Below are 22,053 nucleotides of genomic sequence, written 5' to 3' on the forward strand. Positions count from 1 at the left end.
TAGGAAGGAGAGAGCATGCGCGTCTACCTGCTCATGATGGTGCTCAGCTGCGCCATCACTTACTTCCTAGTTCCCGCGATTCTGCGCCTGGCGCTGCGCGTGGGCGCCATGACGCAGGTGCGCGAACGCGATATCCACACCGTGCCTATCCCGCGATTGGGTGGGGTGGCGATGTTCTTGGGATTTTCGGCCTCGTTCGCCATTGCCTCACAGATCCCCTACCTGCACCGGGTGCTCGGGCCTGCCTCCCAAGCCTGGGCGATTTGGCTGGGCGCCGGGCTCATGTGCCTGGTGGGTGCCATCGACGATATCTGGGAACTCGATTGGATGACGAAACTGGCCGGCGAAGTGCTGGCCGCCGGGGTCATGGCCTGGCAGGGCGTCCAGTTCGTCACGCTGCCCTTTATGGGGCTGACCGTGGGCTCCACCCGCCTATCGATTTTCTTCACCATCCTCATGGTGGTCATCACGGTGAACGCTGTGAATTTTATGGACGGGCTGGACGGGCTGGCCGCCGGGATCGTGGGGATTGCCTCCCTGGCTTTCTTTATTTATTCCTATATTCTTACCCGCAATGCCACCCCGGGGGATTACACCTCGGTTGCCTGCGCCGCCGCGGCGGCCACGGTGGGGATGTGCGCCGGGATTCTGCCGCATAATTTCCACCCGGCTCGTATCTTTATGGGCGATTCGGGCGCGCTTATGCTCGGCATGGTGCTGGCCGCCTCGGCTATCCAGGTCACCGGGCAGATCGATCCGCAATCCACCTCCCTCGGCTACGCGCTCCCGGCGTATTTGCCGCTGCTGCTGGCCCTCGCCGTGGTGGTGCTGCCCCTCTCTGATTTCATCTGGGCCGTCACCCGGCGCCTGGCCCGCGGGCAGTCTCCTTTCCACGCCGACGCCGGCCACCTCCACCACCGCCTGCTACGCCTGGGCCATTCGCATACCGGCACCGTGCTCATTCTCTATCTGTGGACGGCTATTTTCTCCTTCAGCTGCATGTTGCTTATTGTGCTACCCGCCCGGCACGTCGCCCTGATCGGTGCGGCGGGGGTGGTGCTCGGTTGCGTGGTCACCTTCGGGATGTTTGGCCGACGGCGCAGCTCGGCGGCGCGCGGGGAGCGAATCCCGGAGGAGAATGCCGGAGATGCGCCTGTTTCCATGATTGAGCAGGCGAGGGAAACAGAGCCGGTGCAGGAAGCGGAGGAACATCAATGAGGGCCCAATCCGGGTGGGGGGCCGCCCCGAGCGGAGGCGCCGCGCGCTTGCTGCGCCGTGCCCAGCTAAGCGCAACACTCGGATGCGTCGTCGTCGGAATAATCGGAATAGCGATGTGCCTGCTTGCCGGTCAAGGTGAGCACGCCTGCGCCGTGGGATGGGCCACCCTCATTGCGTTTATCCTCCAGGTGGTGACCTGGGGCAGTGCACGTTACCTGCCCGGTGGGAGCGGATGGGCCCTGGCTAGCTACGCGGTCAAACTCGTGGTGGTGTTGGGCGGCCTCGGAGCGGTGCGGACTTTGACCGCCGCGCCGGTGGGAACCGCGGCGCTGGCGCTTGCCGGGCTCATTATCTGTGCGCTCGCGGTGCAATCGTGGGTGGTATTACGCGCGGATCTTCGTGCGACCGCATCGTGAGCCGGCCGGGATGCCAGGCCGCGTTTCGCGGGTATATTCGGGAACAGGGCGCTTAGTCCTAGCCGCGCAGAGGCGGTAAGAGTAACGTAGACCACTGTTCACGGCGGCAAAGTTCAAGGCCGCGCGGTGATGACAATTGTGATTTCCACGCTAAGATAGGTTAGCAGTGCCGTTCAGGCGGGGTTCCCGCCGCGGAAAGATTCGATGGAGAGGGTGAGCGCATGGCAGTCGGTTCGTTCGCGAATCTGAGCATGCTCGGCCTGCCGATGGAGAACGACGGGTTCCACGCCCCGGGAGTTGAGGAATTCTTCCCCGCCCCCATCTTCTTCGCCGGCACGCCATTTGAGATGAATCGCGTGATGGTGATTCGTCTTCTTGCGGCTTTAGTTCTTCTGGTTTTCTGCGTTATCTATGCCAAGCGCGCCAAGCTCATTCCGGGTCGTGCGCAGGCTGCGATGGAATCCCTGCTGGACTTCTCGCGGGTGCAGATCGGTGAAGAAATTCTTGAAGGGCAGGCACGGAAGTACCAGCCCCTGCTCGCCACCATTTTCCTCGGTACTCTCTTTATGAACCTGACCGGCGTTATCCCGGGCTTGCAGCTCGCGGGTACGTCGGTTATTGGTATGCCGCTCATTTACGCCGTGGTGGCGTACGTGGCTTTCATTATTGCGGGTATGAAAGAACGCGGGGCGGGTACCTTCTTCAAGGAACAACTCTTCCCGCCCGGGGTGCCCTGGCCGATTTACATCATCATGACGCCCATTGAGTTGCTTTCTACCTTCATTATTCGGCCCGTCACCCTGACGGTTCGTCTCTTGGCCAATATGCTTTCCGGGCATATGCTGCTCGTGCTCTGCTTCCTGGGCACCCACGCGCTCTACTTCTCCATGGGCGGGGGCCTCGGTATCGGCCTGGGTACGGTCACCCTGGTGGCAGGTATCCTCTTCACCGTCTTTGAACTTTTCGTGGCGTGCCTGCAGGCGTATATTTTCGCCCTGCTCACCGCCGCGTATATCCAACTTTCTATTTCCGCCCACTAAAACAACAAGAAAAGGACAATCCCATGACTGGATCTGCAGCAGTTCTCGCGACCATCGGTTACGGTCTCGCGGCTATCGGCCCCGGCATCGGCGTCGGCCTCATCGGTGCGAAGAACCAGGAAGCTACCGCACGCCAGCCCGAGATCCGCGGCTACCTGCGTGTCAATATGTTCCTGTCCATCGCCTTTACCGAAGCACTCGGCCTGATCGGCTTCGCCGCGGGCTTCGTGTTCGGAGCTTAAGCAATGTATCTCGCTGAAGAACACAGTGTTATCATTCCGGCCATTCCGGATCTGCTGTGGGGCACGGTATCTTTCCTCATCGTCGCCATCGCGGTGTATAAATTCGCCTGGCCGACGCTGACGAAGATGCTTGATGAGCGGCGGGAGAAAATCGAAGAAGGTTTGCTCGCTGCCGAGCGCGCCCGCGAGGAAGTGGCTCAAGAACGCGCCACCATCCAGTCCGAAAAGGACGCTGCGGTGCGCGAAGCCGCGGATATCCGCGCCCAGGCACAGTCCAATGCCTCCGATATTATCGAGCGTGCACGCCGGGAAGCCGGCGAAGAAGCGCGGCGCATTTCCGCCGCGGCTCAGGTTCAGATTAAAGCTGATACCGACGCCGCCGCGCGGATTCTCCGCGCGGATCTTGGCACCATGGCCTCGCAGCTGGCCGGTCGTATCGTGGGTGAGCAGATTCGCCTCGATCCGAGTGTGAACCAGGGCGTTGTCGATTCGTTCCTCGATAATCTCGAGGAGCAGGCGCGAACGGGGGCGTAATGCGGTCCACGAGTAAGCAATCCGCCGCCGCGGTCACCGCCGAGTGGGACGCGCTGCTTCAGGAACATCCCGGCCAGGAAATTGACTTGGCGCGCGAACTTTTCGCCGCTGCAGACGCCATCAATGCCTCTCCTTCCCTACGTGGCACCCTCGCGGATACCACGCGGGCCGGAGCGGCACGGGAAAGCCTGGCAAGCGCCATTTTCGCCGCCCACGTGAGCGCACCGGTTCTCGCGGTGCTGCGCGCGGTGGCGGGGCGGACGTGGACGGAGGACGCTGATCTCGTCACGACCGTGGATACCCTCGGTGCGCACGCCGTGCTGGTGCGGGCGCGCGGCGCCGGGGTGCTTTCCGGCGTGGAAGATGAGCTCTACCAGCTCATGCGCACCCTCAAAGAAACTCCCGATCTGCGCATCACGCTCTCCCGCGAGGAATACTCCGCGGAGGAACGCGGGGCGCTCTTTGATCGCGTGGTTCCGAATATCCGGGAGGAAACCCGGGTGCTGGCACATCGCGCCCTGGCGCGGGTCCGGGAAGCAACCCTGGCGGCCTCGCTTATGGAGTACGCGGCTCAGGCAGCTGAGCTGGGTGAAGTTTCCGGAGTATCGGTGCTGGTAGCCCGGCCGCTCACGGCAACGCAAGAAGAACGCCTCCAGCGCGCCCTGACCGCGATGTACGGAACCGAAGTTTCCATTCACGTCTCGGTGGATCCGGCTGTGGTGGGCGGTATGCGCATTCAGCACGGCTCGGATGTTATTGACGCGACGCTGCAGTCCAGAATTAAAGATGTACGCGATAAAGTCGCGGTCATGCCGGCGGCACCGGCGAGCAACAGGTAAGGAAAAAGAATGGCTGATCTGACAATCCAGCCCGAAGAGATTCGGGCAGCGCTCGATAACTTCGTGCGTAGCTACACGCCGGAGCAGTCCGAGAGTGAGCAAGTTGGTCACGTCACCATGACGGCGGACGGCATCGCCCGCGTGGCCGGCCTGCCCGGTGCGATGGCTAATGAACTTCTCGTTTTCGAGGATGGCACCCGCGGACTGGCGATGAACCTGGAAGAGCGCGAAATCGGCGTCGTCGTTCTCGGTGACTTCTCCAATATTGAAGAAGGCCAGGAAGTGCGCCGCAGCGGTGAGGTGCTCTCCGTCCCGGTGGGCGACGGATACCTCGGCCGCACGGTGGACCCCCTCGGCAAGCCGATTGACGGCCTGGGCGAAATCGAAAATCTCAGCGGCCGACGCGCCCTGGAGCTGCAGGCTCCCGGCGTAATGATGCGCAAGTCGGTGCACGAACCGCTGGAAACCGGTATCAAGGCTATTGACTCGATGACCCCGATCGGGCGCGGGCAGCGCCAGCTCATCATCGGGGACCGCCAGACCGGTAAAACCGCCCTCGCGATTGACACCATCCTCAACCAGCGCAAGAACTGGGAAACCGGGGATCCCTCCAAGCAGGTGCGCTGCATTTACGTGGCCATCGGCCAGAAGGGTTCCACCATCGCTTCGGTGCGCGGCACCCTGGCTCGCTACGGGGCGCTGGAATACACCACCATCGTGGCCTCCCCGGCATCCGATCCGGCTGGCTTCAAGTACCTGGCTCCCTACACCGGTTCGGCCATCGGCCAGCACTGGATGTACGAAGGCAAGCACGTGCTCATCGTCTTTGACGATCTCTCCAAGCAGGCCGAAGCCTACCGCGCTGTTTCGCTGCTGCTGCGCCGCCCGCCGGGGCGTGAAGCCTACCCGGGCGACGTTTTCTACCTGCATTCGCGCCTGCTGGAACGCTGTGCCAAGCTCTCCGATGAGCTGGGCGGGGGTTCCATGACCGGCCTTCCCATTGTGGAAACCAAGGCGAATGACGTCTCGGCCTACATTCCGACCAACGTTATTTCCATTACCGACGGTCAGATCTTCTTGCAGTCCGACCTCTTCAACTCCAATCAGCGCCCGGCCGTGGACGTGGGTATTTCGGTATCCCGCGTGGGTGGCGACGCGCAGATCAAGGCCATGAAGAAGGTTGCCGGTACCCTGAAGATCACCCTGGCGCAGTACCGCTCCCAGGCGGCCTTCGCGATGTTCGCCTCCGATCTTGACCCGGCCACCCGCCAGCAGCTCACCCGTGGTGAGCGCCTCATGGAGCTGCTCAAGCAGCCGCAGTACACCCCGTACCCCATTGAGGAACAGGTTGTTTCGGTGTGGGCCGGCTCGAAGGGCTATCTCGATGATGTCCCGGTGGAGAAGGTGCACGATTGGGAAGCCCGCATGCTTGACTACGTGCGGCACAACTCCTCGGTGCTGGAAACCATTGCCTCCACCGGTGAGATGGATAAGGACCTCGAAGCCGAACTGGAAGCCACGGTCAGCGCCTTCACGGAGTCCTACCGCACCGCCGAAAACCTGCCCGCTGGCGGGGAAGAGGATGTCCCGGCCGAGCAGGCCCGTGAAACTCTCGCGCGGCCGACGAAGGGTTAATCGATGGCCGGCGAACAGAGGATTTACAAGAGCAAAATTCGGGCGACGAGCACCTTGCAGAAGGTGTTCCGCGCGATGGAGCTCATTGCGGCCTCGCGTATCGGCTCGGCGCGTCGGGAGGCGCAGGAACTGGACCCCTACGCGCGGGCGGTAACCCGTGCGCTCGGCCTGGTGGGGCGCCATGATTTTGACGCCCAGCACCCGCTGATGCGCGAACGCACCGATACCAATCGGGTGGCGGTACTCGTGGTGACCTCCGACCGCGGCATGGCGGGGGCCTATTCCGCCAATGTGCTGCGCGAAGCGGAACGCACCGTGGAGAATCTGCGCGCCGAAGGTAAGGATCCGGTGCTGTACGTGACCGGCCGGCGCGGCCTGCAGTACTTCAAATTCCGCGGGGTGAATATCGCCGGGGAGTGGAGCGGTACCTCGGATAAGCCCGATCCGGAGCAATCCGATGAAATCGCGCGCACCCTCCTCGATGCTTTCACCGCCCCGCCGGAAGAAGGCGGCGTCGCCGAAGTACATGTGGTCTACACCCGCTTCGAATCGATGGTGAGCCAGGTGGTCCAGGTGCGCCATATGCTGCCGCTCGCCATCGTGGACTACGAGGAAGGCGATCTGGAGGATACCGGATCGGAATTCTCGGGCGGCGGCACGGAAGAAACCGAACCGCTCTACGATTTCGAACCTTCGGCACACGACGTTTTCGAAGCGCTCGTGCCCATGTATGTTCGCAAACGTATCTCCTCGATTCTTCTCATGGCAGCGGCCTCCGAACTCGCCTCGCGCCAGCAGGCGATGCACGCGGCCACCGATAACGCCGCCGAACTCATCGAGAAGTACACCCGGCTCGCCAATAACGCGCGCCAGGCTGAGATCACCACCGAGATCACTGAAATCGTCTCCGGTGCCGATGCACTAAGTAACGGATAACGCGCTTCGTAACGGATAAGGAACACACTATGACTGCACAACTAGAGGAGCAGACCGCGGACCTGGCCACAACCGGCCGGATTACGCAGGTCATTGGCGCCGTCGTCGACGTCGAATTTCCGTCCGACGCGCTTCCCGATATCAATAACGCCCTGAAAACCACGGCCACCCTCCCCGCCGGTGACGGAAGCGTCATCGAGCAGGAGATGGTCTTGGAAGTGGCTCAGCACCTGGGTGATAACGTGGTGCGCACCATCGCGATGAAGCCGACTGACGGCCTGGTGCGCGGCGCCGTCGTTATCGATACCGGTGCCCCCATCACCGTTCCGGTCGGTGACGTGACCCGCGGGCACGTTTTCAACGTCGTGGGCGAACCGCTTAACGTTTCCCCCGATGAGATCGAGGTGAAGGAACGCTGGTCGATTCACCGCCAGGCTCCCGCCTTCGACGAACTCGAGCCGGAAACCCAAATGTTCCAGACCGGCCTCAAGGTCATCGACCTGCTCACCCCTTACGTGCAGGGTGGCAAGATCGGCCTCTTCGGTGGCGCGGGCGTGGGTAAAACGGTCCTCATCCAGGAAATGATTCAGCGCGTGGCTCTCGACCACGATGGCGTTTCCGTATTCGCCGGGGTGGGTGAACGTACCCGCGAGGGTAACGACCTCATCCACGAAATGGACGAAGCCGGGGTGCTCGATAAGACGGCCCTCGTTTTCGGCCAGATGGACGAGCCGCCGGGGGTGCGCCTGCGCATCGCCCTGTCCGGCTTGACGATGGCGGAGTACTTCCGCGACGTCGCCAACCAGGACGTGCTGCTCTTTATCGATAACATCTTCCGCTTCACCCAGGCCGGCTCGGAAGTATCCACCCTGCTCGGGCGTATGCCTTCCGCGGTGGGTTACCAGCCCACCCTGGCCGATGAAATGGGTGCGCTCCAGGAGCGTATTACCTCCACGCGTGGGCATTCCATTACCTCGCTGCAGGCCATTTACGTTCCGGCGGACGATTACACCGACCCGGCGCCGGCAACCACCTTCGCTCACTTGGATGCGACCACCGAGCTCTCGCGTGATATTGCATCCATGGGTATTTACCCGGCGGTGGATCCCCTCGCCTCGACCTCGCGTATTCTGGATCCGCAGATCGTGGGCCAGCAGCACTACGAAGTCGCGACCCGCGTCAAGGCGATCCTCCAGAAGAACCGCGAACTTCAGGACATCATTTCCATCCTCGGTGTGGATGAACTCTCCGAAGAAGACCGCTTGACCGTTGCCCGCGCGCGCCGGATCCAGCAGTTCCTCTCGCAGAATATGTACACCGCGGTGAAGTTCACCGGCGTGGAAGGCTCCACCGTTCCGGTTGCGGAAACTGTGGAAGCGTTCCGCCGTATTTGCGACGGCGAATACGACCACGTCCCCGAGCAGGCCTTCTTCAATATTGGCGGCATCGAGGATCTGGAACGCAAGTACCACGAACTGCGGAGCGAATAATGCTGGACGTTGAGATCGTTTCCCAGCGGGAGCTGGCGTGGCGCGGTAACGCCGAATCGGTGACCGCGCCCGGCACCGAAGGCTCGGTGGGTATCCTCACGGACCACACCCCGCTCGTCGCCCTCCTCACGGAAGGCAATGTCGAGGTGCGCGGCTGCGAGGACGGACGCGATCGCAGCTTCACGATGTCCGGCTCCGGCTTCCTCACGGTGACCGCTAACCAGGTTATCGTGGTGGCCGATTCGGTCACCGAGCAGTCGGTTAGCGGGCAGTAGGCGGAGAGCGCGAATGAGCTGGCAAAGCGTAGCACTGATCGTCGTGCTGGTTCTCCTCGCGCTCCTCATCTACTTCCTGGCGCGGGTGCGGTACCTCTTCAACCAGTGGGGGTCCTCCCAGGCGGCGGTACGCCGGCAGCACCGCTGGCATACCGGCGTGGTGTTTTTCCGCACCGATGCGCTGGAATGGTTTAGGGTCGCCTCCCTATCCTGGCGCCCGGCGCTGCGCCTCGACCGGCGTTCCCTGAGCATCAACCTGGTTAAAGTCCGTGACGATATCGCCACCGCCCGCGTGGGGGATGCTCATACAGAAATTGATATGGCCATGAGCTGCCAAGCGCATACCGCGCTGGTGGCGTGGGCGGATTCGGCCCCGCCCCGGGGAGATTGGGTGTTGTTCTAGATGCGCGTTGTTTTTGCTACCTGTTCGGTGGATTATTCCGGACGCCTGGACGCGCATCTCGAACCGGCCACTCGGCTCCTCATGGTCAAGGCGGATGGCTCGGTGCTGGTTCATGCAGATACCGGCTCCTACAAGCCCCTCAACTGGATGATGGGCCCAACCCTCTTCACCGAAGAAGAACCGAGCGCGGCCGAGCGCGAGGCGGGCGTGCGCACCATCTGGAACGTGGAGCACAAGAAAACCGATGACCGGCTGGTTATTCGGATCTACGAGGTCTTTTCTGATTACGAGCAAGACCTCGGGGTGGATCCCGGACTCGTCAAGGACGGGGTGGAAGCGCACCTGCAAAAACTGCTGGCCGAACAGGTGGAACGCATCGCCCCGCAGGCCAGCTTGGTGCGCCGGGAGTATCCCACCGCCATCGGTCCGGTCGATCTGATGGTGCGCGACGGCGAGGGTGGCTATATCGCCGTCGAAATTAAACGCCGCGGCGAAATCGACGGGGTCGAACAGCTCACCCGCTACCTCGACCTCTTGCGCCGCGATCCCCTCCTCACCCCGCTGCGCGGTATTTTCGCAGCCCAGGAAATCAAACCTCAGGCCCGTGTGCTGGCCGAAGACCGCGGCATTGACTGTATGATCTTGAATTACGACGATATGCGTGGCATAGACCACCCGGAGGATCGACTGTTTTAGGACGGGATAATGGGGTTCTTATACGGCCGGGCAGCGTTGCCCGGCGGCGTACGCGAATGTGAAATCGCGTGGGACAAGGGAGTTCTCACGCGGGTAGATACGGTATCGAGCGATGTGACGGCAGAGCTCCCGGAGGGGTGGCTCATCCTCCCCGGGCTCGTTGATGAACACTGCCACGGCGGGGGAGGGGCTTCCTTCCCGGATGCGAAAGATAGCGCGGAAGTGGCGCAGGCGGCCGGGGAACACCTGGCGCACGGGACCACTTCGATAGCCGCGGCTCTCACCACCCTGAGCGTGGAGCGCATGGAGGCCGGGGCAAGTTTGCTGGCCGATGCGGTCGAGGATGGGACCCTGGCCGCCATTCTTATTGAGGGGCCTTTCCTTTCTAGCGAGCGAGCGGGGGCGCAAAACCCCGCCTATTTGGAAACCCCGAGCGTGGAGATCGCCAACCGGCTCCTCACCGCTGCCCGCGGGCATGCCTGGGGCATGACGCTCGCCCCCGAGCTATCGGGGGCGAGCGAGGTGGTGGACCTGCTGCTTGAGCACGGTGTGGTGCCCACCTGGGGGCATACCCACGCGGAGGCCGGCCCGGCGCGGGAGCTCCAGGAGCGGGCGATGGCGGGCGGAGCAACCCCGGTGGCCACCCACCTCTTTAATGCCATGCGCGAATTGCGCCACCGTGCGCCCGGTCCGGTAGCCGAGTATTTGGCTGCCGCGCGGCGCGGCAGCTGCGTCGTCGAACTTATTGGAGACGGCGTGCATATTAGCTCCGAGCTGGTGCGCAACGTGGTCGAAATCGTGGGCCCGGAAAATATCGCGCTCATCACCGATGCCATGGCGGCTGCCGGTATGGCGGATGGTACCTACGAGCTGGGCGGGCTGCGGGTGCACGTGACCGACGGGCAGGCGCGGCTGCGCGGGGGCAATCTCGCGGGCGGCACCTCGCATCTTCTCGATATTGTGCGCACCGTGGTCGGCGCAGGAGTCGATATGAACGACGCCGTTACCATGGCGAGCGCCACCCCGGCCCGCGTGATGGGCTTGACCGATCGCGGCTCCCTCGAGGTGGGCAAACGTGCGGATCTGCTGGTTGTGGATGAGGAGCTGCGCCCGCGGCGGGTCTACCGAGCCGGGCAGTTGGTTGCGCAGGACGGCAAGCTGGTTGCATAGCCGGGAGACTGCGGCGTCGTACGCGATGCTAGTGGACTCTGCGCGCTCAGGGGCTACCATGGAAGAATGCGCCGGTCGAAAAAGTACTCCCGTCCCGTTCGCCCGCTGAATATCAGCGCGGCGATGGGTGGGCTCACCTATGAAAACGGCCGCGATGGCGCCACATATAAAGTGCGGCGCATCGCCAGCGCCGCGAAGGATTATGTGTGCCCCGGTTGCGGTGGGATGATCCGGGTTGGCGAAAGCAATATCGTTGCCTGGACGGAGGACACCATCTGGGGTGCCCAGTACGGGGTGGATTCGCGCCGCCACTGGCATCCGGGTTGCTGGCAGCACCGCGGTCGCGCCTAGACTACAACTAATTGTGTACGGTGTGTACACAATGTAAAGTATGTGATATGACTATTGCAGAAAATCAGGTTAGTACTAGGGAATTACGTGAAGAACTCTCCTATGTGCTCGGGGAAACGCTTCATGCCGGTAGGAGATTCACCGTTACTCGCAACGGCAAACCCGCTGCTGCCATTGTCACGATTGATGATCTTCACGCCTTAGAAGAATTCGAGATGGCTCAGGATATCGCTGCCTATGAGCATGCCAAGCGTACTGATGACGGTGTGCGCATTACCCTGGAAGATTTCAAGGCCAGTCTCGATTAAATGTATCGCGTTATTCTGTCAAATTTAGCCGGTAGGCAGCTTCGCAAGTTAGAAAAGCCGATTCGGGACCGAATCCTTGGGGAAATAGAAAAGCTTGCGGTCCAGCCTCGTCCGGTAGGGGTAAAGAAACTAACGAATTATCCCGCCTGGCGTATTCGTGTGGGTAACTATCGTGTCATCTATGAAATAGAAGACGATAAGCTCCTCGTTACGGTTTTGCGTGCTGCGCACCGACGCGAAGTGTATGCCTGATAACTAGTCGCCAGGGTCGCCGTACCCGGGGTAAGTTCCGGTAGCGGCGTTACAATCGAGTTATGAAACTTGCCACACATATTCACGAAGGTGCGGGTATTCCGCTTGTTCTGCTCCACGCTATGCCGATGACGTCCCGGATGTGGGAGGGCGTGCGCGCTGAGCTTTCGGATCTGCACACGATTGCTATTGATGCCCCCGGTTTCGGGGACTCGCCTTCCGGTAGTGAGGTCGACGACGCCGCGGGCGCCACCACGCCACACATCAATTCCTACCTGGCTGCCCTCGAAGAAACCCTGGCCGACTATGACTCCATCGTGCTCGCCGGAATTTCCATGGGCGCGACCGTCACGGCCGCTTATGCCCTGCGCCACCCCGAGCAGATTGCCGGGCTCGCGCTGCTGGACGGTTCGATTCTGGGGCCGGAGCCCTCGCCTTCCCCGCGGGAAAAAGCCATTGAGAAGCTTGCCTCGGGGCAGAGCTGGGATGTGCTGGCCGGCTGGGTGGATACTATGCTCAGCTCGGCGGCCAGCCCGGAGCTTAAAGAGAAGGTTGCCGCCTATTTCAAGACGGTAGATGCCGGAGCTTTCTCCTGGTTGCAACAAATGATGCTCACCCGCCCGGGTACCCGCGGTGTTATGGAGCTGGATGTTCCTATCCTGCTGCTGCGCGGGGTGGATGACCCGAATGCCAAGCACGAAGAATTTGCCCAGCTGCATGAGGTACGCCCCGATCAGCCTTTCGTGGAACTCGAGGGTGCCAGCCACTTCTCCGCGGTGGAAAAGCCGCACGAAGTCGCTACCGCGCTGCGCGAGCTCTACGAGACTGCTACTCGTTAGCGACCACCATCGCGAGACTCGGGAATCACACCGCTCTCAAGAATCACATGAGTATCGGCGGGGGCAGGAGGTGTTTTTAGAGGTGTAGTGCGTATGTCGTACATTCGAAGTACACCCCGGAAAAACACCCCTGCCCCCGTCGGCTCGTGAGGAGACACTACCGGTTGTCGGTAGCGTCCCAGTTGCTTTCGCCGGCCGCGTCGGATTCTGACGCATCGGACTTTGCCGCATCGGATTCTGCAGCTGCGGGAGACTGATTGCCAGTTCCTGAAGCCTCGGCGCCAGCCTCACCAGCCTCACTAGTTTGACCAGCTTCCCCAGCTTCAGCCGCTTCCGCAGCGGTGCGCTCCTCGGCGCTGCCCACGATTTCATCCAGGGCCAGCGGGATATTCGAGGTGGCCAGCATCGTGCGCATATCCTCCAGGTAGGAGGTCAGGGTACGGCGCTGTTCTTCCAGGCCGGCCACGTGGGCATCGGCCTGGCGTTGTGATTCTTCGGCGGCGTCGCGTGCTTCGCGGCGCATCCGCTCGGCATCTTCCCGCGCCGCGCTCACCAGTTCCCGGGCTTCGGTCTGGGCGGCGCTCAGCGCCGCACTCGCCTCAGCTTCCGAGGAGGATGTCAGGGCATTAGCCCGCTTCGTGGCTTCCGCCAGGCGGCGTTCCGCACTGGCGGCCCGAGCCTCGGCGTCGTCGACAAACTTCGCCATGGCCGTACGCGATTCTTCATCGGAACGTGCGCGGGCCGCGGCCGAATCCGCTCGCAATTGCGCAACCTCACGTTCGGCCTCCGCGCGGATTTTCGCGACCTCGGCCTCCGCCTCGCTGCGCAAACGCGCCACCTCAGTTTCAGCCTCGGTGCGCAATTGCGTGACCTCTTCCTCGGCCCGGGTGCGCGCCTGCGCCAATTCCTGGGCGAGAGCCGCGCGGCGCTCCTCTTCTTCGTGGGTGAGCCGGGTGGACTGCTCGGCCTCATCGTGGCGCATTTTCGCCTCCAAACGCTCGGCTTCCCGCTGGGCCGAGGTCACCAGCTCCTCGGCCGTGCGCCGCGAGGTCGTGGTCAATTCAGTGGCTTCCGCCTCGGCACGCTGGCGCACCTGAGCTGCCTCGGTACGCGAGGTATCCAACGTTTCCTGCGCTTCTTTTTCCGCCGCGGAGGTGAGATTTTCCGCCTGCGAACGCGCCCGGGAGACCAGTAGTTCCGCATCGGAATTCGCCCGGCTCATCACGTCCATCGCTTGCTGTTCCGCCCCGCGCAACAGCCGCTCCACCCGGGTGCCCAAACCCGAATAGGACGGGCGTTCATCTTCGCGCAAACGGCTGTGCAATTCGGTGAGCTCACCGGACATACGCAAAACCTGCGCATCCAAACCCGCTACTCGCGACCGAGCTTCGGCGAGCGCATCAGCCAGTTGGTGAATGCGTTCATCGACCTGAGCTTTGTCGTAACCCCTGCGTACTGTTGGAAACAGTTCTAAATCCGCCATAACAACCTTTCCGCGCGCTGCTGGATAGAAATTGCTGCCCTAAGCCTACCGGTCAGCGCACCCGGTGGGGGTAGCGCTGGGCATGTGGTGAACGCTGTGGAGCTCACCACCATCGGCCGGAACGGAGTTTTATAACGGTTAGATAACGGTTAGGCTTTTCTCTAAGCCTAAAAGCGCGGCCGTGCGCCGAAAAATTCCGCCACCGAGCAGGTCACGCGGTAGCTTTAACGTAGGAAACTGTCGTCGATGGTCTTTCGCCGGTGCGGTTGTACCGGGCCGCAAGCCGGAGTGAGAAGGGGAATGATGAAGAAGAACGGAGGAGTCGGTCTCGCGCTCGCGGGCTTGGCGATCCTGGTGGTGGGCATTTTGCTCGGCACCGTGTGGAAGCCAGCCTCCAGCGTCTCCGCCACCGTGGCGCCGGATGGGAAAGGCGTGCTCGTCACCGCCCCCGGCGTCCTGGATATGGGCGGGACCGATGTGGAGGTAGCTGTCTCCGGCCCGGCGCAGGACACCATTTCCGTGGGCGCCGGCTTTTCCGGTGACGTGCTCGCGTACGCGGAAGGCGTACCCGGCGCCACTATTACCGGCATGAACGACGACGCCGCACTGACGCTGACCCCCTCTCAGGGGGAGGCGGACCCGGGCCAGGTTCTCGCCTCGGATATGTGGTTCTCCAAGGAAGAAGGCAAGGGGAAGGTGGAATTCACCTACACCGTGACCTCCCCGGGCGCGGAATCCCTCATTATGCAGACCTCCTCCGGGGCACTCCCGCAAGTGGAACTCACCTGGGCGCTGCCGGGTGGGCGGAATTGGTCCCTGCCCGTGAGCCTGCTCGGGCTGATTGTGGGGCTCAGCGGGGTGGCCCTGCTCATGACCGCCACCAAGAACCAGCGCAGCTTCGCCGCGAAGGTGCGGGCCGGGCAGGATGAGCGCGTATCGCGTGCCAAGCGGGCCGCGGATGAAACGACCATTATGCCGGCCGTACCGGCGGCGGTGGGCGAAGCCGGTGGTGCGGGTGGCACGGGCGGGGCGGTTCAGCCCGTAAGTGACTGCGCCGCGGGTGACCGGGTCGCGGTAACCGGGGGAGCGCTGGGCGCGGGCATCCTGATGGAAAGCCCGCGCGCGCAGGAGCTGCGCGAACGCCCCCTCGATCCGGCTGACCGCATCGAGCTGATCGCTCCGGAAGAAGGCGTTTCGGAAGAAACACCCGCCGACGAACCAGCAACCGAGGAATCGGCGGTAGACGAACCCGCGGCAGCGGAACCGGCAGCCGCGCTCCCGGGCCCGGATGAGGAACCCGGCTACCGCGGCTCGCGCGCCGAATGGCAGGCCGCGGCAGATTCTGGAATCCTCCCCGTTATCCACATGAAGGACGGGGTACCGGTCAAACCTGCCGAACTTGGCGATGCGGACCGCCCGGAAAACTCCGGTGACAACAGTAGCGATAGCGATATCGCCGCGGAATCCGATCCGCAAAGCTGGTGGAATATCTGGGGGCAAAAGCGGCCCAAACAGAACGACGACGAGGAAGGAACGACCCATGCGTAAGGCCCTGGCCACCCTCGCGGCACTGGCATTACTGGGCGGATGCTCGGCAAACGCCGTCGTCCTGGAACCCACCCCGGCTCCGGCAAGCCCGCGTGCCGCGCTCTCCGATAAACACTTCACCGAGCGGGTCGCCCCCGCGATTTTCGAGCAGCTCACCAAGGCCGACGCCGCCGCCAGCCCCGAGGAATTCAGCGGGCGCGGTTCCGGCCCCTTTAGCGTGGAGCGTAGCGCCCACTACGCGCTCAAACGCATTCTGGCCGATAGTTACGATATGCCCGAACTGTCCACCACCATTGATTCGGTGGCAATTTCCGGGGCGGAAGGTTTCCCGCGCAGCGCGCTCGCGGTGGTGAAATGGCCGGCGAATACCACCTCCCAGGGCCTTAACGTATTCACCCAGGGCGCGGCCCGGGAAAATTGGGCGCTGTGGGCCGCCATGGATATTCTTCCCGGCAGTGTGATTCCGGAAATTCCCGCAGGCCCGGCAGGTGCGCAGCGCGTGGCCGCGGATAACGGCGAAGGAGCGGTGGCCTCTCCGCAAGCCGCCCATGACGGCTACCTCGGTACCCTCAACGCCAAGGGAAGCGCCCTCAGTTACGGCTCGGATGCCGATCCGGCCGCCGCGGACGCGGTGCGCACCCAGCTGTCGCAGACCTATGATTCTTTGGCCGGCGCGGTGCAGGGCGTGGGCGCGGTGAGCCAGGCATTCGGCCCGGCCCAAACCACCCCGGAAAGTTTCCGCGCCAGCGATGGCGGCATCCTCACCGTTTTCCAAGTCAACCAGGCCCTCGAAATCCGCCACACCGCCCAGGGCGGTTCCATTAAGGTCACGGATGCGAAAATTGCCGGGCTGGCCACCGGCCAGGCCAATACCGAGGTGACGGTCCAGGGGACCATGCGCCTCAACTATTCCTTCACGGTGGCCCTGAAAATCCCGGCGGCAGGCGCCCAGAACACAACGATCACCACGGTAGCGGCATCGAAACCGGTGCTCACCTCGGTGCAGAACGGAGGCTAATATGGCAGATATGTCCATGCGCGGCCCGGTCGATTTAGCGGCCCTGGCAGCGGCGAAGAAGCAGGAAAACGCGGCGCCGGTGCCCGGCGCATACCTCACCACCCTCACCGCTGCCGGTCTCAACGCCGAAGTGCAGCTATCCGCGCAGGTTCCGGTTATCGTGCTTTTCGTGGCCGACGGCGAGGCCGGCGAGCTGGGCACCACCCTGGAAAGCGAAGCGCGCCGGCGTCATGGCCAGATCCGCATCGCGGTGGTCAACGCCAGCACCGAAGCGGAACTCGTCCAGGCTTTCGGAGTACGGACCATCCCCATGGGTATCGCGCTCGTCGGCGGCCAACCCGTTCCGCTTTTCCAGGGGGAACCCACCACGGCGCAGCTCACGGAACTCGTTAACCAACTTTTGGCTGCGGCCAACCGGGCCGGCGTGGCCGGCCGCGTGAGCGGGAAAGCCGATGAAGCGGGTGAAACACCTGTCAACCCCCACCATCTAGCAGCGCTCGAAGCCCTGGATAGGGGAGATCTGGACGCCGCGGAATCCGAATTTGACGCGCTCGCGGCAGAAGATCCGGATAGTGACGTGGCTCAGGTGGGCCGCGCTCAGGTGCGTTTGCTGCGTTCCACCCGCGGGCAGGACCCGCAAGCCGTTATGGCCGCGGCGGATGCCGGTGGGCCGGGCGATGCGGCGGCGCAGATCGCCGCTGCCGATATCGAGGTAGCTGCCGGCCGTCCCGATCTGGGATTCGCCCGGCTTATCACCGCCATCAAGGTCACCAGCGCTGAGGCGCGCGAAGAATTGCGCACCCACCTGCTGGAACTCTTCACCGCGGTGGGAGCGGATACCGAAGTTGTGCGCAAGGCCCGCCGTGACCTTGCCTCCGCGCTTTTCTAAGGAGAGGGGCTCCTACTCCACCGGCACCAGCCAGACGGTAGTATCCGCCGGGATCATCTCCCCTTCGCCCAAGGAACTGGCCGCCGGATCCGAGGCCAGCAGGACCCGCCAACCGGCCGGAAGCGGAGCGGCGTCGTCGAATACCGTGAGCATGAGAACCGGTGGACGCTGCGCGTTCACAGCTCGGTTGGTGGTCGCGGCGCGATTGACATAGGCGAGCACGCCGGCGCCGTACTCATCGCAGACGTCCTCGAGGGAACCGACCCCGAGCTCCAGCTCGTCGCGCAGGCGCAGCATGGTGCGGAAGAAGTGGAGCGGGGAGTGCGGATCAGCCTCCTGCACATCCACCGTGTAGCGTGCCCAGTCCGTGCCCTGGGGGAGCCAGGTGGCGCCGTCCGGGGAGAAACCGAAGCCGGGGCGATCCGATTCCCAGGGGAGCGGAACCCGGCAGCCGTCGCGGCCCAGCTCCGCGCCGTGCGTGCGGGCGAAAGTGGGGTCCTCGCGCACCTCATCCGGCAGCGAGGTATGTTCGGGCAGGTTGCGTTCCTCGCCCTGATACATGTAGTAGACCCCCGGCAGCCCGGCAGTGAGCTGGTGCCAGGCCAGGGCGCGGCGAGCACCCAGCTCGCGATCCGGTTGCGGATCGTGAGCCCCGATGCAATTCGCTCCGCGGGAGGTATCCCGGTAACCCAGGCGCGAGCACACCCGCACGCCGTCGTGATTCGAGAGTACCCAGGTGGTAGGCGCCCCCACCCGATCCGACTGGCGCAGGGACTGCACAATAATGTCACGCAGGGCGTCGCGCTCGAAAGGCGCGGCCAAATAAATGAAGTTGAAAGCCTGGTTCATTTCATCGGGGCGGATATAGCGAGCCAGGCGCTCTTCGGTATCGGCCCAGGCCTCCGCCACCAGGATGCGTTCGGGAGAGTACTCATCCAAGACCGCGCGCCACTCTCGGTAAATCTCATGAACCTCATCGCGGTCAAAGAACGGTGCCGGTTCGGGTTTCTCCGTTACCCCGGCCATTTCCACCTCCCCGGACCAATCGGGTAGCTCCGGATCTTTCATAAGCCCGTGGGCCACATCCACCCGGAAGCCATCCGCACCCCGATCCAGCCAGAAGCGCAGCGTCTCCAAGAATTCGGTGCGCACCGCGGGGTTGCGCCAGTTGAGATCGGGTTGTGAGCGATCAAAAAGGTGGAGGTAGTAGAGATCCTCCTCCGCGGCCGGGGTACCGGCAACGAAGGGTAGATCGCGTACCCGGGACCAGGCCGGCCCGCCGAAAACGGAACGCCAATTGGTGGGAGGCTCGCTACCTCCGTTTTTCCCCTCGCGGAACCAGAACAGCTCGCGTTCGGGTGAGCCGGGGCCGGCCGCCACCGCGCGGCGGAAGAGCTCGTGATCCCAGGAGGTGTGGTTCGGGACGATATCAACGATGATTCTCAGGCCGGCCTCGTGCGCGGCTTCGATGAGGTGCTCGGCATCCGCGAGGGTCCCGAAACGCGGGTCAACATCGCGGTAGTCGGACACGTCGTAGCCGGCGTCGAATTGCGGGGAGCGGTAGAAAGGAGAAAGCCAGACCGCGTCAATTCCCAGATCTGCTAGGTAAGGTAGCCGGCCCTCGATGCCGCGCAGGTCCCCGAGCGGCCCGCCCGAGGAAGCAAAAGAACGCGGGTAAATCTGGTAAATAACGGCGTCACGCCACCAGTTTTCACGTTCGGAAGCAGGGTGGAGGAGCATGGGATGTCCTTTCAGTTAGTGGGGGAGGGCGCGGCCGCGGTGGTGGAACGCACCAGTAATTCGGCCGGGAAAGTCATGGAGGCGCCCGCCTTGGTGCGCTGGGTTGGGGCAAGATCTTCCATGGCTGCCCGCAGCGTGGCGCAGGCGGCGTGCGCGATAGCCGCCACCGGCTGGCGCAGCGTGGTCAAGGCCGGGCGCATGAAGCGAATAAGCGGCGAATCGTCAAAACCAACAATCGACACATCCGCGGGCACCCGCACCCCGCGCCGCTCCAGGGTATCCAGCGCACCGAGCGCCATAATATCGGAGCCGAAAACCATGGCGGTGCACCCGCGTGCGAGCAGGGCTTCGGCCGCGCGCGCCCCGCCGTGGGCAGTGAAAAAAGTTTCTGCAACAATCACAGCAGCGCCGGGGAGAACCTGGGTGATGGCCTCGCTAAAACCAGTTTCTTTACGCTGGCCGGGGATATAGCGGCGTTGTCCGATGCCCAGGCCGATCCTGGTGTGCCCGAGTCCAGCCAGTAGCCGCACGGCCTGGTGCATGGATTCGGCGTCGTCGGTAGAAAAATCCGGTGCCGGAACCCGCGGATTCGCCCCGTTGATCGTCACGAAAGGGAGACGTTCGGCCAGGTGCACGTACCGTTCCGGGGAAGCTTTGGAATCGGCGTGCATACCCGAGACGAAAACCAATCCGCATACCTCGCGAGCGGTTAGTGACGCGACTGCTTCGTCCTCGGTAAGGGCGCCGGGAGCCTGGGTTGCCAGGGTGGTGGTGTACCCGGCGGCGTTAAATTCCCGTTCGAGCTCCTGATAGAACACCGGGAAAATCGGGTTGGTCAGTTCGGGAAGGAGCAGGCCCACGGTTCCGCTTGCCTCGCTCAGGCGAGGGGGGCGCTCATATCCGAGCATATCGAGGGCCGCGAGCACCGCGGTGCGCGTTTCCTCGCTGACGTTGCCTTTCTGGTTAATCACGCGCGATACGGTCGCGACGGACACCCCCGCGTGGGTGGCAACATCTTGCATGCGAATTTTACTCATGGGTACCGAGACGTCCTTGTGCTGGTCGGCGCGGTGCGCGCCGTCGTGAAACATCGTACTGAGGCTTTTCTGAAAACTCCAGCGCGAAAGTGGGTGCGGCGGGGTGTGGAGAGCGGGAACGTGCCTGCCGGTCTCGCCTCTATGCGCTGTTACGGTTCGGCACGACGGCGCAGCTACCCACCGATCACCATTCCCACTCTGAAAGTGTTTCTGAAAAGAGAATAGCGCCATAAGCCCGCAAAACTGCGGAAAAGTCGGCGTGATTCACCGAGGGGAATGTAATGGCGTAAAAAAGACTGCAAAAAGGGGTGAAAATTACCGAATGATGCGCTACCCTCGGAGATAACGGGGAACGTGATGGTGCGATCCCGCGTAGCGAAGAATCAACGCAAGGAGTAAAAATGCGACGGAGCATAAGCGCGATGGCCGCGGTATCCGCGCTGGCGTTTGTTTTAGGCGCCTGCGGTGGTAATGGCGGTGCGGCGGATAAGAGCGAAGCCCCTGCCGGAGCCAGCTCGGCGGCACCGGCTGCCGGAGGCGGGGCCACCATTACGGTGTGGACGGATTCCAACCGTCAGCCCGCCCTGGAAAGCGCAGCGAAGAAATTTGAATCGGAAACCGGCAACCACGTGGAGCTCGTGGTCAAGGAATTCGGGGATGTGCGCGCGGAATTCCTCACCCAGGTCTCGAACGGTCAGGGCCCGGATATCACCGTGGGTGCCAATGATTGGCTCGGTGAATTCGTGGCGAACGGCGTCGTCGCCCCCATCGAATTAGGTGATAAGGCGAAGGACTTCAATGACGTGGCCACCACGGCCTTCTCCACCGGCGGTAATCTGTACGGCCTGCCCTACGCGCTGGAGAATCTCGCCCTCATCCGCAATACCGCGCTGGCGGATTCCACTCCGGCCACGTTTGACGAAATGATCGCCAAGGGCAAGGAAGCGGGCGTGAAGTACCCCTTCCTCATCCAGACCACCGACAAGGGCGATCCCTACACCTACTACCCCTTCCAGCAGTCCTTCGGAGCGCCCGTTTTTGAGACGAATGCGGACGGTTCCACCTCCACGAACCTCGGTATGGGCGGGGTAAACGGCGAGGCTTTCGCCACCTGGCTGCACGAGCAGGGCAAGACCGGCGTTTTCGAAACGGCGATGACCTACGATATTGCGGTCGATGCCTTCAAGAAGGGCGAGTCGCCCTATATTCTGGGCGGCCCGTGGATGATTGAGGACTTCCGCAGCGCTGGCCTCAAGGTAGCGGTGGAGCCGATTCCGGCGCCGGGCCCCAAGGCCGCGACCCCGCTCGTAGGCGTGCAGGGCTTCTATGTTTCCGCGCAGTCGAAGAACCAGATTGTGGCCAACCAGTTCCTCGTTGATTACATGGCCACCCCGGAGGTGCAGCTGGATATTTACAAGGCCGGCAACCGCCTCCCGGCGCTGACCGCCGCAGCTCAGGAAGCCCAGAAGGACGAGGTGACCGCCGGTTTCGCGCGGGCGGCCGAAGGCGCTCAGCCGATGCCCACCATCCCGGAAATGGGTGCGGTGTGGGTGCCCTGGGGCGTCACCGAAGCTCAGATCATTGACGGCGCCGAACCGGTGGCCGCATGGCAGAGCCTCATCCAGAATCTGCAGGCAGAACTAGCCAAGTAAGCTGCGAACGCGAGGGTGACTCGGAGGTGTCCGGGTCACCCT

The 22,053-nt window shown here is 63.0% G+C and carries 24 protein-coding genes; 21 read left to right on the plus strand and 3 right to left on the minus strand.

Annotated features, from left to right (window positions below):
* Positions 1-15 precede the first annotated feature (15 nt).
* The 17 genes from ACRQHG_RS05645 (at position 16) to ACRQHG_RS05725 (ending at position 12,644) form a co-directional block, all read left to right on the plus strand.
* A complete protein-coding gene (locus ACRQHG_RS05645; RefSeq protein WP_126134866.1) occupies positions 16-1,218 on the plus strand; it encodes a glycosyltransferase family 4 protein in 1,203 nt (400 codons plus the stop codon).
* Positions 1,215-1,634, plus strand: a complete 420-nt coding sequence (locus tag ACRQHG_RS05650) for a hypothetical protein (protein WP_126134867.1) — start codon at positions 1,215-1,217, stop codon at positions 1,632-1,634. Before ACRQHG_RS05645 ends, ACRQHG_RS05650 begins: the two co-directional genes overlap by 4 nt.
* 221 nt (positions 1,635-1,855) lie before the next feature.
* Entirely contained in the window at positions 1,856-2,674 is an 819-nt protein-coding gene (atpB, locus tag ACRQHG_RS05655; RefSeq protein ID WP_016441731.1) for a F0F1 ATP synthase subunit A, read from the plus strand.
* 23 nt (positions 2,675-2,697) lie between these two features.
* Entirely contained in the window at positions 2,698-2,916 is a 219-nt protein-coding gene (atpE, locus tag ACRQHG_RS05660) for an ATP synthase F0 subunit C (RefSeq protein WP_016441730.1), read from the plus strand.
* Positions 2,917-2,919: 3 nt separating this feature from the next.
* Entirely contained in the window at positions 2,920-3,450 is a 531-nt protein-coding gene (gene atpF, locus ACRQHG_RS05665; protein WP_016441729.1) for a F0F1 ATP synthase subunit B, read from the plus strand.
* A complete protein-coding gene (locus ACRQHG_RS05670; RefSeq protein WP_435719738.1) occupies positions 3,450-4,289 on the plus strand; it encodes a F0F1 ATP synthase subunit delta in 840 nt (279 codons plus the stop codon). The genes atpF and ACRQHG_RS05670 overlap by 1 nt, the downstream gene beginning before the upstream one ends.
* Positions 4,290-4,298: 9 nt before the next feature.
* Complete coding sequence (gene atpA / locus ACRQHG_RS05675) at positions 4,299-5,924, plus strand: F0F1 ATP synthase subunit alpha (RefSeq protein ID WP_016441727.1); 1,626 nt, start codon at positions 4,299-4,301, stop codon at positions 5,922-5,924.
* A 3-nt stretch (positions 5,925-5,927) separates the two neighbouring features.
* Entirely contained in the window at positions 5,928-6,860 is a 933-nt protein-coding gene (locus ACRQHG_RS05680; protein WP_435719739.1) for a F0F1 ATP synthase subunit gamma, read from the plus strand.
* Between the two features lie 29 nt (positions 6,861-6,889).
* Positions 6,890-8,350: a F0F1 ATP synthase subunit beta gene (gene atpD, locus ACRQHG_RS05685; protein WP_016441725.1), complete on the plus strand. Its 1,461-nt coding sequence runs from the start codon at positions 6,890-6,892 to the stop codon at positions 8,348-8,350.
* Positions 8,350-8,625, plus strand: a complete 276-nt coding sequence (locus ACRQHG_RS05690) for a F0F1 ATP synthase subunit delta/epsilon (RefSeq protein WP_126134871.1) — start codon at positions 8,350-8,352, stop codon at positions 8,623-8,625. The genes atpD and ACRQHG_RS05690 overlap by 1 nt, the downstream gene beginning before the upstream one ends.
* Positions 8,626-8,638: 13 nt before the next feature.
* A complete protein-coding gene (locus ACRQHG_RS05695) occupies positions 8,639-9,028 on the plus strand; it encodes a DUF2550 family protein (protein WP_026429109.1) in 390 nt (129 codons plus the stop codon).
* Positions 9,029-9,724, plus strand: coding sequence for an endonuclease NucS (gene nucS / locus ACRQHG_RS05700; RefSeq protein ID WP_126134872.1), 696 nt, complete (start codon positions 9,029-9,031; stop codon positions 9,722-9,724).
* A gap of 9 nt (positions 9,725-9,733) precedes the next feature.
* The gene (locus ACRQHG_RS05705; RefSeq protein ID WP_126134873.1) at positions 9,734-10,894 is read left to right on the plus strand and encodes an N-acetylglucosamine-6-phosphate deacetylase; all 1,161 of its coding nucleotides are present in this window, start codon (positions 9,734-9,736) and stop codon (positions 10,892-10,894) included.
* Positions 10,895-10,960: 66 nt separating this feature from the next.
* Complete coding sequence (locus ACRQHG_RS05710; RefSeq protein ID WP_126134874.1) at positions 10,961-11,245, plus strand: Rv1322 family protein; 285 nt, start codon at positions 10,961-10,963, stop codon at positions 11,243-11,245.
* A gap of 47 nt (positions 11,246-11,292) precedes the next feature.
* Complete coding sequence (locus tag ACRQHG_RS05715; protein ID WP_126134875.1) at positions 11,293-11,553, plus strand: type II toxin-antitoxin system Phd/YefM family antitoxin; 261 nt, start codon at positions 11,293-11,295, stop codon at positions 11,551-11,553.
* Positions 11,554-11,805 carry a type II toxin-antitoxin system RelE family toxin gene (locus tag ACRQHG_RS05720; protein ID WP_126134876.1) on the plus strand — a complete coding sequence of 84 codons (252 nt, stop codon included), beginning with the start codon at positions 11,554-11,556 and terminating at the stop codon, positions 11,803-11,805.
* 62 nt (positions 11,806-11,867) lie between these two features.
* Complete coding sequence (locus ACRQHG_RS05725; protein WP_126134877.1) at positions 11,868-12,644, plus strand: alpha/beta fold hydrolase; 777 nt, start codon at positions 11,868-11,870, stop codon at positions 12,642-12,644.
* Between the two features lie 157 nt (positions 12,645-12,801).
* Here the strand turns inward: ACRQHG_RS05725 and ACRQHG_RS05730 are convergent, their stop codons facing one another.
* Positions 12,802-14,127, minus strand: a complete 1,326-nt coding sequence (locus tag ACRQHG_RS05730; protein WP_241227345.1) for a cell division protein DivIVA — start codon at positions 14,125-14,127, stop codon at positions 12,802-12,804.
* A gap of 300 nt (positions 14,128-14,427) precedes the next feature.
* Between ACRQHG_RS05730 and ACRQHG_RS05735 the strand changes: the two genes are divergently transcribed.
* From ACRQHG_RS05735 to ACRQHG_RS05745, 3 genes are read left to right on the plus strand one after another with little or no spacing between them, the layout of a single operon-like run.
* Positions 14,428-15,675: a hypothetical protein gene (locus ACRQHG_RS05735; RefSeq protein ID WP_126134878.1), complete on the plus strand. Its 1,248-nt coding sequence runs from the start codon at positions 14,428-14,430 to the stop codon at positions 15,673-15,675.
* A complete protein-coding gene (locus ACRQHG_RS05740; protein ID WP_126134879.1) occupies positions 15,668-16,693 on the plus strand; it encodes a DUF8094 domain-containing protein in 1,026 nt (341 codons plus the stop codon). Before ACRQHG_RS05735 ends, ACRQHG_RS05740 begins: the two co-directional genes overlap by 8 nt.
* A gap of 1 nt (position 16,694) precedes the next feature.
* Entirely contained in the window at positions 16,695-17,582 is an 888-nt protein-coding gene (locus ACRQHG_RS05745; protein WP_126134880.1) for a tetratricopeptide repeat protein, read from the plus strand.
* A gap of 12 nt (positions 17,583-17,594) precedes the next feature.
* On the opposite strand, the gene ACRQHG_RS05750 is transcribed toward ACRQHG_RS05745, so the two are convergent.
* Both ACRQHG_RS05750 and ACRQHG_RS05755 read right to left on the minus strand, forming a co-directional pair.
* Complete coding sequence (locus tag ACRQHG_RS05750) at positions 17,595-19,322, minus strand: glycoside hydrolase family 13 protein (protein ID WP_126134881.1); 1,728 nt, start codon at positions 19,320-19,322, stop codon at positions 17,595-17,597.
* An 11-nt stretch (positions 19,323-19,333) separates the two neighbouring features.
* On the minus strand, positions 19,334-20,359 hold the full coding sequence (locus ACRQHG_RS05755; RefSeq protein ID WP_126134882.1) for a LacI family DNA-binding transcriptional regulator: 1,026 nt from the start codon (positions 20,357-20,359) through the stop codon (positions 19,334-19,336).
* Between the two features lie 401 nt (positions 20,360-20,760).
* Between ACRQHG_RS05755 and ACRQHG_RS05760 the strand changes: the two genes are divergently transcribed.
* Positions 20,761-22,011, plus strand: coding sequence for a sugar ABC transporter substrate-binding protein (locus ACRQHG_RS05760; protein WP_435719742.1), 1,251 nt, complete (start codon positions 20,761-20,763; stop codon positions 22,009-22,011).
* The last annotated feature ends 42 nt before the right edge of the window (positions 22,012-22,053 follow it).

Source organism: Actinotignum vesiculae, from assembly GCF_051267215.1.
In the GTDB taxonomy this organism is placed as follows: domain Bacteria; phylum Actinomycetota; class Actinomycetes; order Actinomycetales; family Actinomycetaceae; genus Actinotignum; species Actinotignum schaalii.